The sequence below is a fragment of the Morganella sp. Je.2.23 genome (assembly GCF_051129855.1).
Taxonomy (GTDB): domain Bacteria; phylum Pseudomonadota; class Gammaproteobacteria; order Enterobacterales; family Enterobacteriaceae; genus Morganella; species Morganella sibonii.
This window is the reverse complement of record NZ_JBCPSQ010000001.1, coordinates 310,823-323,706: the sequence shown is the minus strand read 5'-3', so window position 1 is coordinate 323,706 and position 12,884 is coordinate 310,823. Positions and strand designations below refer to the sequence as shown.

The 12,884-nt window shown below is 51.3% G+C and carries 9 protein-coding genes; 1 reads left to right on the top strand and 8 read right to left on the bottom strand.

The annotated features are described in order from the left end of the window. Window positions 1-25: 25 nt before the first annotated feature. The 4 genes from AAZR23_RS01500 to aphA form a co-directional block, all read right to left on the bottom strand. Window positions 26-673 (bottom strand): MBL fold metallo-hydrolase, encoded by a 648-nt coding sequence (locus tag AAZR23_RS01500; RefSeq protein WP_166707336.1) that lies wholly within the window; start codon window positions 671-673, stop codon window positions 26-28. 38 nt (window positions 674-711) lie between these two features. Next, the gene (locus AAZR23_RS01495; protein ID WP_046893857.1) at window positions 712-1,260 is read right to left on the bottom strand and encodes a YcbK family protein; all 549 of its coding nucleotides are present in this window, start codon (window positions 1,258-1,260) and stop codon (window positions 712-714) included. Window positions 1,261-1,715: 455 nt separating this feature from the next. Then, window positions 1,716-3,449: a L,D-transpeptidase gene (gene ldtD, locus AAZR23_RS01490; RefSeq protein ID WP_434690079.1), complete on the bottom strand. Its 1,734-nt coding sequence runs from the start codon at window positions 3,447-3,449 to the stop codon at window positions 1,716-1,718. A gap of 314 nt (window positions 3,450-3,763) precedes the next feature. Next, entirely contained in the window at window positions 3,764-4,477 is a 714-nt protein-coding gene (gene aphA, locus AAZR23_RS01485) for an acid phosphatase AphA (protein WP_046893856.1), read from the bottom strand. Between the two features lie 278 nt (window positions 4,478-4,755). Here aphA and AAZR23_RS01480 point away from each other — a divergent pair, with 278 nt between their 5' ends. Beyond that, the gene (locus AAZR23_RS01480) at window positions 4,756-5,433 is read left to right on the top strand and encodes a hydrolase (protein WP_434690076.1); all 678 of its coding nucleotides are present in this window, start codon (window positions 4,756-4,758) and stop codon (window positions 5,431-5,433) included. Between the two features lie 65 nt (window positions 5,434-5,498). On the opposite strand, the gene mukB is transcribed toward AAZR23_RS01480, so the two are convergent. The 4 genes from mukB to cmoM are packed head-to-tail and all read right to left on the bottom strand — an operon-like array spanning window position 5,499 to window position 12,807. Next, complete coding sequence (gene mukB, locus AAZR23_RS01475) at window positions 5,499-9,986, bottom strand: chromosome partition protein MukB (RefSeq protein WP_434690073.1); 4,488 nt, start codon at window positions 9,984-9,986, stop codon at window positions 5,499-5,501. After that, the gene (gene mukE, locus AAZR23_RS01470) at window positions 9,983-10,720 is read right to left on the bottom strand and encodes a chromosome partition protein MukE (RefSeq protein ID WP_046893853.1); all 738 of its coding nucleotides are present in this window, start codon (window positions 10,718-10,720) and stop codon (window positions 9,983-9,985) included. Before mukE ends, mukB begins: the two co-directional genes overlap by 4 nt. Then, the gene (gene mukF / locus AAZR23_RS01465; protein ID WP_046893852.1) at window positions 10,701-12,026 is read right to left on the bottom strand and encodes a chromosome partition protein MukF; all 1,326 of its coding nucleotides are present in this window, start codon (window positions 12,024-12,026) and stop codon (window positions 10,701-10,703) included. The genes mukE and mukF overlap by 20 nt, the downstream gene beginning before the upstream one ends. Then, window positions 12,019-12,807, bottom strand: a complete 789-nt coding sequence (gene cmoM / locus AAZR23_RS01460) for a tRNA uridine 5-oxyacetic acid(34) methyltransferase CmoM (protein ID WP_434690069.1) — start codon at window positions 12,805-12,807, stop codon at window positions 12,019-12,021. The genes mukF and cmoM overlap by 8 nt, the downstream gene beginning before the upstream one ends. Window positions 12,808-12,884 lie beyond the last annotated feature (77 nt).

Sequence of the window (12,884 nt, the reverse complement as noted above, 5' to 3'; positions counted from 1 at the left end):
CCTTTCATCTTCACTATGATGTTACTCACCAGACCGGCGGTTCGTCCTGTAAGAACGGATTAGTACGTCGCTCTTCCCCGAGTGTGGACATCGGCCCGTGACCGGGAATAAAGCGGTATTCATCGCCCAGCGGCAGAATTTTATCTTTAATCGAACTGATCAGATCCTGATGGTTACCACGCGGGAAGTCACTGCGGCCGACACCGCCTCTGAACAGCACATCCCCCATTGAAATCAGTTTATCCTGCTTATCAACAAAGACCACGTGGCCGGGAGTATGGCCGGGACAATGCAGCACATCCAGTTCAATATTACCGACAGTGACTTTATCGCCCTCTTCCAGCCACTGATCCGGTGTAAATGCACGGCATGGTTCCACACCAAACATCTGACTCTGCTGAGTCAGCCCGTCGATCCAGAATGCATCTTCCTTTTGCGGGCCGACGATCGGCACATTAAAGTGCTCTGCTACATCAGCGGTTGCGCCGACATGATCAAAATGACCGTGCGTCAGGAGAATTTTTTCCAGTTTAAGGCCGCGTTGTTCAATTTCACGGATAAGACGCGGTGCTTCACCGCCGGGATCGACAATGGCAGCGGCTTTTGTTTCATCGCACCAAATCAGGGTGCAATTCTGCATAAAGCCGGTGACAGGAATAATATGATATTGCATGACACAAAACTCCGGTTAATGCGGGTAATAACAACAGATTACCACGTTCTGACCGGTCCTGTATCCATATGAACAAAATTACTGGACGGATAATATCCCACACCGCCTGCCCGCATTTTCATAGCCGCTTTGCGGACCTGACTTAACTGAATACCCGGAATGCGGAAATCCATCGCCTGGCCGCGGGTGTGATAGCTTTTCTTCGCCACACCGGAGGTGGTTTTACGCAACTGGTTATTAGTCACCAGTGAGCGATACCCGGAAACCAGCTGGATTGGTTTATTAATGTTCATCATGACCTGTAACAGATACATCTGGTCAAACAGGTGCGGATCAATGGTTTTGACTTTATTGCTGCGGTGATCGCGGAACAGTTTGTTCAGGCGGGCCAGTTCAGAGCGGTTATAACGTTTACCGTCAAAAAATTCTGCTTTTAAAAATTCACCGGTATTGAGGTTTTCAAAACGTAAAATCTTCGGCCGGGGTGTAGTCAGGGATGCAAAAGCGTGATTCGGTAATAAAGCCAGCCCCAGCGCCGCCGCACCAAATCCCAGCCATTTACGGCGGTCGTTATCAATTATATCCATTGACGGTAATCACTCTTTATCTGATTAAATATAACATGGCCGGACAGCGATAATTGTGTTCACCGTTCAGACCCGCAGCGGATCGGTTTTGTCTATTTCTGTAAATTTCCGTCAGGTTATTTCAATATTTATGTCGAAATGGGAAAAAACAGCAATAAACAAAACTGACCATCTATTTTTTACCGATTCATACCGCCGGAGTCAAATAAAAAAGCATATTTTTACTCAGAAAGTAAATCCGGACGACATTTATGAACATCAGAGGTGTACATCCGCCATGTCACACGCAGCAAGCCTTTGCCGGGCGATGCTCTGTCATCACTTTCAGTTAATTAATAGTATGGGAGGTACAACGTTATACATGAAATTATTTAAACCGAATAATCATTAATTTTTAATTATATTAATATAAGAAAAAAGCCGCTTATTGATAATAAACAAGCGGCTTAATATGATCAGCTTTTTATCAGGAACGGTGTGATATCCGTTAATTTATCAATACCTTTCAGACTGCTGTCATCGTAGCGGTAAATATCCGCACGATATTGCGGGATATTCTCCGCATTGACCCAGGCAGTCTGATAATAGAGATAAACCGGAATCCGGTTCGGGATAGAGACATAACGGGTACTGCCCGCTTTCAGTGCACCATCCACACGGGTTTCGTTCCAGCCGGCATCACCAAGGAGGATCGCCGCGAGATCTTTGGCTTTATTCACCCGGACACAACCGGAACTGATAGCCCGCATATTTTTATTAAACAGGCTGTGATTCGGTGTATCGTGCAGATAAATTGCCTCTGAGTTCGGCATATTGAATTTATAACGGCCCAGTGAGTTGGACGGCCCCGGTGCCTGTGTGATCCGGTACGGGAAGTTTGACGGTGTAATAATACTCCAGTCAATACTGTACGGGTCGATCACCGACGCATTATTACTCCATCCGTTATAAATGGTATAACCCCGGCTGCTGAAATAGCTCGGATCAGCCCTGCCGCGCGGCACAATATCCTGACGGCTCATGGTCGGCGGTACTGTCCACGGCGGGTTGATCACCACATTATTCAGCGCGCTGGACATAATCGGCGTTTTGCGTTCCGCACGGCCGACAATCGTTCTGGATTCCAGAATCAGGTTATTATCGACATAGAAATACAGTGAAAAATCCGGAATATTCACCAGGATGGCTGTCGGCTGATTGTCAGGCGTGATACGCAGACGCTGAATATTCACCGCCATTATGGCCGCCCGCATCTGTGGTGTTTTATTCAGCCATTCGCGGGTCTGTTTACCGATGACACCATCGGCTTCCAGCCCGTGCTGTAACTGAAACTCCTTAACCGCCGCCACCAGCGTTTTATCATACGCTGCACCGGCGCTCATCATGTCATTGGCTGAGATCAGATTAAAACGGTGCAGGATTTCCCGCAGTGCGCCGACAGATTCATGACTTTCTCCCGGGCGCAGTGTCCGGTTAATCACCATTTCCGGCCACGGCGCGGTGTCGGCCAGTTGCGTCAGCATCGCTTTACGCATCGGCTGATACATCTTATTCGCCGGCAGCAGCGTGTCGGTAAATGCGGCCAGCGTGCCGTTATGTGCCGCCGTATTCAGCCGCGCCAGTGATGGTTCACTGACAGCCGAAAATGTGAACGGACGGGCGCCGTACAGCCATTTATCGCCTTTGGTGCCGACATTGTCCAGGTAATAGAGATAACCCAGCGCAGCATCGGTTAAAATCATATCCCGTGCCAGCGGGGTCAGATCCGGCTGTGCCAGTGCATTCAGCCAGGCGGTAAACTGCGGCTGAAATCCGGCAAGGGCGGCTTCCGCCAGCTGATTTTCCAGAGACAGACGTGCTTTTTCATCGGTCCACAGCGGCTTAAGCTGATGTTCCGCATAAATGTTTGTCAGTGTATCGGTATAAAGTAATGGTGTTGCCGCCGGGACTTCACGGCGGATACTGTCAGCGACATCGTTCAGGGGCAGTGCAGTCACACCGGCCACCAGTTCTGCGGGCTGCGTTTCTGTATTTTCAGGCGATTGTGAAAATACTTTCAGGTTTTCCACTTTGGCATCTGCTTCTGTCAGATGCGTTACCGGAGCTGTTGAAGCCCACGAAACCGGCGTCAGTAACAGTGTTCCTATCATGGCGGAAATGGGAACAACTTTTTTAACTCCCGTCACCATAACATCCCTCTCTTATTTTTTTATTATGTCTGTTCCGGACAATTGTTAATACTTATGATCAGTATAGTAAATACATCGTGTAAATGACTTCCCTGCTGATTTTACCTGTCAGAGAATAATTGAAAATAGGATAACGAAAAAATCGTAGAAAAAAGGCGCAAATACGCCTTTTTAAGATGAATACACTGCACTATTTACATAAACAGCCGTTGCAGGATATCTGAAATACATCTCATTCGCTGTTTTTGCACAGATAAAAAAAGACAAACAACGCCGCATCCCGGCGGCGTTGTTATATGACCGGCAGATGATAATTAATATTCGGAATTAATAACCACTTCTTCGCCGAACTGACCGGCTTTCGGCAGTGGCTGATAAGAGGAATTTGATGCACGTAATACCCGGATCCCCCGGATGTTCAGTTCACGGGCCGCAGCAATATCCGCATCCGCATCACCGTAATAAATTTTCAGTTTGTGATCACGCATCCAGCTGACTTTATTATTCTGCCCTTCCTCATCACCGGCAAAAATAACCGGATTCATTTTATCCGCCGGGATGCGCAGCCCTTCCTGCACGTATTTAGTCACTGTTTCTGTTTTGGTTTTGCTGCGTCCGGTGATGAAATACACGGTGTCGCCACGTTTCAGATGCATTTGCACCAGATCCATACCGGATTTTTTCGGCATGCTGAATTTATCCCACTCATTATTCATTTTTTCCCAGAATTCCGGGTTTTTCAGATAACTGAAATCGTTCGGGGAGTATTCCAGTTTGCCGCGGTAAAAACCCGGGCTTGAAAATAAGACGGTGTCATCAATATCAAAGCCCACCGCCATCGGAGGCTGCCCTTTCAGACTCTCTTCAATCTGTTCAACCGAAATCCAGTGAATGGCATGCTGCTGTGCCAGCTGAGCCGCTGTCACGCCGTCACTGACTTTTTCCGGCATGTATACTTTGGCATCAGCCACACTGTTGAGGCTCAGAGCGAGTGCCAGAGCACTCAGGGTGAGGGTCAGTTTACGCATTGTGTATCCTTAATTTTCTGTGTCGATCACGCGGAGTGAAAATCTAACTATTCCTGTTTCATATTAACGTTATTCAGATCACACTGTGAGGAATCCTGCCGCCTGATAGCATCAGATCCCCGCCTGATTGTTCTGAATTCAGAACATTGTTTATCAATATCCGCTCTACTCAGACTTTCGCTTATGCATTAATTTTAATCCGCACAACAGAGTGTTTCTGATAAACACCCTGTTTAAACAAAAATAATGTTCAAATTATCATAAACGAGGGTCTTAAAATGAGTATTCCGGCTAACTTTAATGGTCAGCGTCCTGTTATTAATCCTGATGATGCACTGATGCTGTTAATCGATCATCAGAGCGGACTGTTCCAGACTGTCGGCGATATGCCGATGACGGAATTACGCGCCAGAGCCGCCGTACTGGCAAAAATGGCAACACTCGCCAATATCCCGGTGATCACCACCGCCTCCGTTCCGCAGGGTCCGAATGGCCCGCTGATCCCGGAAATTCATCAGAATGCGCCGCATGCTCAGTATATTGCGCGTAAAGGTGAAATTAATGCCTGGGATAACCCGGAATTTGTGGCGGCGGTGAAGGCATCGGGTAAAAAACAGTTAATTATTGCCGGTACAATCACCAGCGTTTGTATGGCATTCCCGGCTATCAGTGCCGTGGCTGACGGCTATCAGGTATTTGCGGTGATCGATGCTTCCGGCACCTATACCAAAATGGCACAGGAAATTACGCTGGCACGCGTTGTCCAGGCGGGTGTTGTACCGATGGATACCGCTGCGGTCGCCTCTGAGCTGCAAAAAACCTGGAACCGCGCCGATGCGGCAGAATGGGCACAGGCGTACACGCAGATTTTCCCGGCCTATCAGTTACTGATTGAGAGCTATACCAAAACGCAGGATGTTGTGAATAACAACGAGACTTTAGATTCACAGCGCTGATATAAAAAAACGGATGAGCACATCGTTGTGCTCATCCGCTTCAGAGAAAAACCCGGAGGAAAGAATTAATCCTGCTCTTCTTCCCCGTTTTCCCCGTCGTTCTCATCTTCTGTCACCGGTTCAGGTAATGCCGGCGTTGGTTCCGGCTGGCCGAAGCCGCGCAGTCCCACTACATGTACATGTTCCTGATTGTTGAAGACTTTACGCACCAGTTTGTACGTCGTACCTTTTTCCGGACTGATATTTTCCGGTGCCGCAATGATCAGCTGCATCTGTAAGCGATCACACAGTTCAAACAGCGTGGCGATAGATTTCGCATCCAGACGTGCTGCTTCATCCAGGAACAGCAGACGGCACGGTGAAATATCTTTGCTGCGCAGACGGCGGGATTCTTCTTCCCAGCTCTGCACCACCATCACCAGAATCGACATACCGGTACCAATTGCCTCACCGGTGGATAACGCCCCGCTCTCGGCTTTCAGCCAGCCGTCTGAACCACGGTTGACTTCCACTTCCAGTTCGAGGTAGTTACGGTAATCCAGCAGTTCCTCACCGATGGTCTGTGGCAGACGCTGCCCCATATCCACCTGCGGGTTCAGGCGCTGATAGAGTTTCGCCATCGCTTCCGAGAAGGTCAGACGCTGGCTGGCGAACAAGTCCTGATGCTGCTCGTGCTCTTCGGATAAGACATCCAGCAGGATTGCGTGACTTTCACGGATATTGACATTCAGACGCACACCTTTGACCTGACCGAATGCCACAGCCTGCAACCCTTGGTTGAGCATGCGGATACGGTTCTGTTCACGCTGAATGGTTTTGCGGATGATATTGGCCACACTTTTCGAGCTGATCGCCAGTTTCTGTTCACGGGCGGTCAGTTCGTCAGTCAGACGGGCCAGCTCGATTTCCATCTGTTCGATGGCGTCGATCGGATCATCCGTTTTGATAATATCCTGACGGATACGTTCACGCAGATGGCGGTACACTTCGATAAAGAACTGTACTTTGCGTTCCGGACGCTTCGGATCTTCGGACAGACGCAGCGCATCACGCAGATGCTCGTTATCCGCCACCGCCTGGCGCAGTGCCCCGAGCGCTTTATCCGACATAGAACGCAGTGTATCGGCATCTTCATAGGCCAGTTCACGGCGGTGGAGGCGGCGCTCAACACCACTCTCTTTCACCATCCGCATCACGGCACACCAGCCCGCTTTGGCGGTAACCACCTGTTCACGGATTTGCTGGTAATCGCGCTCCGCTTTACGCAGGCGTTTTTGCAGGTTGTCCATTTCCGATTCTCCGATCCCCAGCTGTTTTTCCAGCTGATTGATACGGGCACGGTTATGGCTGACCTGATTGTACAGTTCATCACGACGTACGCGGGCACGCTCTTCCGCATTGGCATCCGCCTGAACACCAATCTCGCTCATTTCACGCTCAAGTTCGCGCAGCATATCTGATTTGGTTTCATACGAACTGCGCAGTGAGGCCAGTACCTGGTTGAACTCCGCACATTTGGTCTGCTGCTGACGCAGCATTTCACGGCTGCGGGTACGATCAGATTCCGCATGTTCCAGACGCTGGCGCAGTTTGTCGTTGAGATCAGCATTTTCTGTCAGCATGCCGGCAGATTCGCCGTAATTAAAGTGCTGACGGCGCTGTGCGACCTCTTCCAGGGCAAACGCCTGCTGACGTGCCTGCTGCTGAACCTGTTTCGCGTTTTCATAATCGCGGATCAGCGCTTCGTGCTGCTCCGGATCACTCTGGAGAACAGCAACCATCGGCTCCAGCTTGCGCAGTGCCGTGCCGTACTGCTGGATATGGCGGGCAGACTCCTGTGCATCGGTCAGTGCATCGCGGATCTCATCCGCACGATCCGCCAGTGTTTCATCAAGCAGCAGAGCCGTATTCGGGATCAGACGGTTCAGGATGCTCAGGTTTTCTTTGACCTGCGCGTACTGCTGACGGGCAACGGCAGTCTGATCCTCAAACTGCGCCAGTTCCCGCTCCAGCTCATTACGGCGCTGATTCAGTGTGCGGATTTCTGCTTCCGGATCAGCCTCAAAGGCCACAGAGATATTTTTACCGACGAAACGGCTGAATGCCTGGTGGGCACGCTGCATTTTCTGGACATCAAAGGAGAGCGTTGCCAGACGTTCTGCCAGCTCATCCCGTTCATGCTCCAGCACCGCCAGCTGATTTTCCCGCGCCGCACGGCCGAACAGCGGCACTGACGGGAAGCGGGAATAACGCCACTGGCGATCGGTACTGCGCACCAGTACCGCACGTTCCAGCTCTTCGGTGGTAAAGACACTGTCATCAAAGGATTGCGGGTCCCCTTCAATCAGATAGAGATCTTCCGGGCAATCATCAAGCGCATCCAGCATCGGACGTACTGCACTGAGATCAGGTACCACAATCGCATGGCGTGCCGGACCGTACAGGGCGGAGAAATACGGTGCGTCATCAATGGTGATGTCATCATAGATTTCAGACAGCAATATACCGCCGAAACGCTCCGCCAGTCCCAGCATACGGCCGTCTTCCGCACCGCTCGGCTGACTGAGCCGCTCAATATCTTTTTCCAGCTGTGCTTTTTTCAGCGCGATTTCATCACGCTCAACAGTCACTTCGCGCTCACGCTCCAGCAACTGCTGCATATATTCGGTAACATCGTTGGTGCTGGTGAACGTTTCATGTGACTGTTCACACAGTTGTGTCAGTGCTTCCTGTGCCGCCAGCCAGGCCGGCGCTTTGACTGTCAGGGATTGGATCTGCTGCTTCAGCTGTTCTGCCTGCTGGCGCATTTCCATGCGGCGCTCACCGCTTTCACTGACACTGACACTCAGGCTTTCCTGCTGCGCCTCAAGGGTCATCAGCATGTCATCCAGCCCGTCCGCCTCAATCTGCTGCCCGATACGCTTGCAGAAATCATCCAGCGATTTCTGTGCATTGTGCTGACTGTGCAGGCGCTGTTCGAGTTCTGATAACTGCTGACGCAGCGGTTGTACGCGGTCAGCCATCATCTGCTGTGACGGCAGGTCACGCAGTAATTCGCGGGCAGTCTGATAAGCTTCGCTGCGGCTGACTTCACCCACAACGGATTTCACCAGCTCATACGCCTGAGAGAACTGACTGTGTGCAGCCTGTGCCACACTCATTTTCTGCTCAAGCCCTAACAGGGATTCTGTTGCCTGCTCTTCGCGGGCGCGGAAGGTTTCCAGCCATTCATCCAGTGAATCAATATCCAGCTGCGGCAGCTGACACACGGCTTTGGCACGCTCCAGCGCCTGTAATGCCTGCTGATACTGAATGGCGCGGGTCTGCTGAACGTCCAGTGCCTGCTGGTAATCGGCCAGCTGGCTTTTCAGCTCATCCACTTCCTCTTCCGCAACATGGTTGCGTTCTTCATATTCCGCCAGCTGTTCTGCCGCTTCTTCCGCCACTTCAGTCTGTTCTTCCAGACGGAATGTCAGCTCTTCCACATCTGCCTGATAGCGGTCAATTTTTTCCTGCTGGCGCATCGCTGTCTGTACCAGAGACAGGTGATCACTCGCCGCCTGGTAATCGGTTTCCAGATCAGCCGATGATGCCGTCTGTTCTGCCAGTTCGCGGGACATTTCCACCTGGCGGAACTGTTCGCTGATCAGCTGTTTGCGGCTGCCGAGCAGTTCACGGCGCACATTCAGCGCCTGATCAATATGCACACGGCGCTCATTGGCGTGACGCATATAATCCGCTGAAACATACGCGGTCGCTTCGGTGATCAGGTGTTTGAACAGGTCGCGGTCAGACTGGGTAACGCGGATAGCTTCCAGTGTGATACGGTTTTCGCGCAGTGCCCCTTCCATATCCTGGAACGCTTTACGCACTCCGCTGTTCTCCGGCAGTAAATAGTCGCGCAGAGAACGGGTAATGGCACTGGAGATACCGCCGTACAGAGAGGCTTCGATCAGGCGGTAGAATTTGCTGCGGTCACCCGCAGAACGCAGGCGTTTCGGAATAACACCCAGTTCAAACAGAACCGAGTGGTAATCCGTAATCGAGTTAAACTGTTTGAATTGCACACCTTCAATATCCTCGAGGCGTGCTTTCAGATCATTCAGCGGCAGTACCCGCACCTGACGTTCAGCCAGTTGTTCGCTGACAATCTGTGTCGGGGAGTATTGTGTCGGCAATCCCTGAATCATAAAGGATTTGATATCGACTTTTTTATCACGTCCGGCAATCTGCTGAAGACGCACCCCCACCAGCACACGCTGATGGCGGGAGTTCACCACATCCAGCATGGCATAGCACACGCCCGGACGCAGTTTACCGTGCAGACCTTTATCACGGGAACCGGATGTTGCCCCGGCTTCGGTGGTGTTACGGAAGTGCAGCAGGGTTAAATCCGGGATCATAGCGGTAATAAACGCCGCCATGGTGGTGGATTTACCGGCACCGTTACCGCCGGATAAGGTGGTGACCAGCTCATCCAGATCAAAAGTGCGCGCAAAAAAGCCGTTCCAGTTGACTAACGTGAGCGAGCGGAATTTACCACGTTCAATCATTCTTCATCCTCCGCTTCATCCGTCGCGTTGTCATTTTCAGATTCTTCATTATCATCGTCCTGATCCTCAGGGCGCGGATGTTTTTCTTCTTCCGCAAGAGACTGAGCCTCACCGTCACGGATAAGACGCAGTTGTGCCTCACGCGGATCATCCCCGCTGCGGACATCCGCACCGAAGCGGAAAACCGACTCGGCAATCACAAACTGGCTGTTATCCGCAGCAACAAATGTGATCATACCCAGGCGGCGCAGACGGTTCAGCGCACCACGGGTTTTTTCCAGTAATTTTTGTTTGTCCAGGTCAGACCCGGTGGAGCGGTTATTCACCACTTTCAGCAATTTGGCTTCATCCGCCAGTGACAGCAGTTCCTCATAGAGTTCTGCTGTGGAGAAAATACCCTGGTTGGCCAGGCGCTCCGGGCTGAGATACAGATAGCACAACACTTTCCCGACCAGCATTTCCAGTTCGGATAAGACAGAGCGCGGGATCAGCGTAGTGGAACGCGGACGCAGATAGAAGAACCCTTCCGGTGCACGGACCAGTTCCACATTATAGCGGGCGTAAAAACCTTCCAGTTCATCCTGGAAATCCATCAGAAAGGCGTGATTATCCAGATCATCCACACCGATATGGCGGCCGGCGCGTAACTGGCTGTCAAGTTCCGGAAAAAGGTTGTTGGCAAGTGCCTGAGCCAGCTTTGCTGACATAAATTGTTCAATATGTGTCGATGACATGTGCCTGCACCTTTGCTCCGTATTCATTAATTGCTGACCATTCCGCCGGGATGCCCGAGAAGTCGGCATCGGCGACCCCGAGGCGGACGGCCTGATCCACGATAATCCGTGCCACATCAAACTGACGGCTCCGCGGATATTTCGCGAGGTAATCACGCAGAACCGCACCCAGATCCAGCGGTTTCGCCTGTGCTTTATACACCGCCAGCGCGCTTTCCATCATGGCCGCCAGTTCCTCGTTGACCTCGCTGAACTCTTCATATTCCAGATCCGGCGGTAATTCCCCGGTCACTTCGTCATCACGCAGTGCCATCTCCTCATCACGCATATCCAGCAGGCGATCCGCATTGGCGACATTCAGTGCCCACGGCGAATCAAAATAGTGCTGAACAGAGTGGCGCAGACGCTGCGAGAAAATACGGTTTTTATCCATATCGATGGCGGTACGGATAAATTTATGGACATGGCGGTCATAGCCGATCCATAAATCGATAGACTGCTGGCCCCAGCTGATAATACGGTCAAGCTTGGCCTGCAAATCAAAAATCAGTTTATCCACCAGCTCAGATCCGGTGGTGGTATTCATATTGGCATCCTGGATGCGCAGCAGGTTTGCCTGCAATTTGTCACCGGCGGCTTCGAGGGTATCCTGCAATTCCCGCAGCGTCAGAGAGGTTTCGGATAACAGTTGCTCACAGTTGGCAATCGCCGCCTGCCAGTCCTGGTTCAGGAGTTTGGCGATATCGTCTTTCACGCCGTTTTGCTGTTCATCCATAATGCGCTGCGACATATCAATACTGTCGAAAATTTCCGCCACTGAATATTTCAGCGGGGCAAACACATTACGGTGCCAGTGATATTCATCTCCGCCCTCTTCAGCGGCATCTGCCGCGCGGCTCAGTTCACCGGCCACAATGGAAAGCTGCATGGATAAACGCAGTGAGGAAAATTCACGCTGACGGATATAATAATCACTGATGCCGATCCCGAGCGGGGTCAGACGATAAATCGCATTACCTTCAAATAAATCGCTGGTAAAACGGTTAAATATTTTCTGGCGTACCATATCATTGATGGCATTGTTTGCACGCACCGCGACAGATTCGGTGGTCTGTTCAAAGCCTTTGCAGACTTCACGGAAGGCATCCACCAGTTCCCCTTCGCTCATTTCACCGTCGATGCGCTCACTGTTGAGCACGGCAACAGACAGTAAAAAAGCCAGCCGTTCCGGCGGCAGTGCGATAGAGAAATCATTCTTTCGCGCCCATGCCACGAGCTCCGGGACTGTTTGGGTAAACTCACTCATTGTCCATCCTTCTGATCGGTTTTCGTGCCATAACGTGAATATAGCGGCCTAAGCTGATATAAGGCTCCTGACGGCAATAGCGTTGCTCCAGTGCCAGCAGCGCCGGGAAATCACGGTTTTGTAACTGGCGGCTCTGCAGATAATCATGGAAAACCCGCACACCGGTTTTTGCCTCAATAGTCAGACAGCAATCATCCAGCCACTGATAAACCTGTTCCGGCACAAGGGGATTCTGCGGCGATAACGAACGCTTGCGGCGGCGCTGAATTTCCGGAGTTGCCAGATGAAAATTGCCTAATATCGCATTTCGCATCACAAGTCCGTTCGCATTGTAAAACATTAACGATAATGCACCACCGCCCGCTATTATAGCGGTCAGTGCTTCAATTGCACCTTTTTGATCTGTGATCCACTCCAAAACGGCATGAAATAATACCAGATCAAACGCCCCCTCAGTGTGAAGTGCGATATCCTGTGCCGCACAATGAATAAAGGACATATTTTCTGCCACGCCATCATCCAGCGCGGCCTGTTGTGCACGGGCAATCATCTCTTCTGACAGGTCGCACAATACCACCTGATGCCCCAGCGCAGCCAGACGGCGGGAGAAAAAGCCGTCACCGCCGCCCGCATCGAGAATGCGCAGCGGACCCTGCTTCAGCCGTGTCAGTAAGGCGTCCAGATCCTGCCAGACCACCGCTTCGCGGATTTGCCCTTTTGTTGTGCCATAGATATTGCGGGTGAATTTTTCCGCGATATCGTCAAAATTACGATCAACCATGAAAACCTGTATCAGTTCCGGGGGATATTTCGGGTCAGTTTGCGGCGGTTTCCCGCGCGATCCGGCTATCTTCAATT

Bases quoted from the DNA above. Each gene is read 5' to 3' on its own strand.
- AAZR23_RS01500 (WP_166707336.1), bottom strand. From the start codon at position 673: ATGCAATATCATATTATTCCTGTCACCGGCTTTATGCAGAATTGCACC.
- AAZR23_RS01495 (WP_046893857.1), bottom strand. From the start codon at position 1,260: ATGGATATAATTGATAACGACCGCCGTAAATGGCTGGGATTTGGTGCG.
- cmoM (WP_434690069.1), bottom strand. From the start codon at position 12,807: ATGGTTGATCGTAATTTTGACGATATCGCGGAAAAATTCACCCGCAAT.
- aphA (WP_046893856.1), bottom strand. From the start codon at position 4,477: ATGCGTAAACTGACCCTCACCCTGAGTGCTCTGGCACTCGCTCTGAGC.
- ldtD (WP_434690079.1), bottom strand. From the start codon at position 3,449: ATGGTGACGGGAGTTAAAAAAGTTGTTCCCATTTCCGCCATGATAGGA.
- mukF (WP_046893852.1), bottom strand. From the start codon at position 12,026: ATGAGTGAGTTTACCCAAACAGTCCCGGAGCTCGTGGCATGGGCGCGA.
- mukE (WP_046893853.1), bottom strand. From the start codon at position 10,720: ATGTCATCGACACATATTGAACAATTTATGTCAGCAAAGCTGGCTCAG.
- AAZR23_RS01480 (WP_434690076.1), top strand. From the start codon at position 4,756: ATGAGTATTCCGGCTAACTTTAATGGTCAGCGTCCTGTTATTAATCCT.
- mukB (WP_434690073.1), bottom strand. From the start codon at position 9,986: ATGATTGAACGTGGTAAATTCCGCTCGCTCACGTTAGTCAACTGGAAC.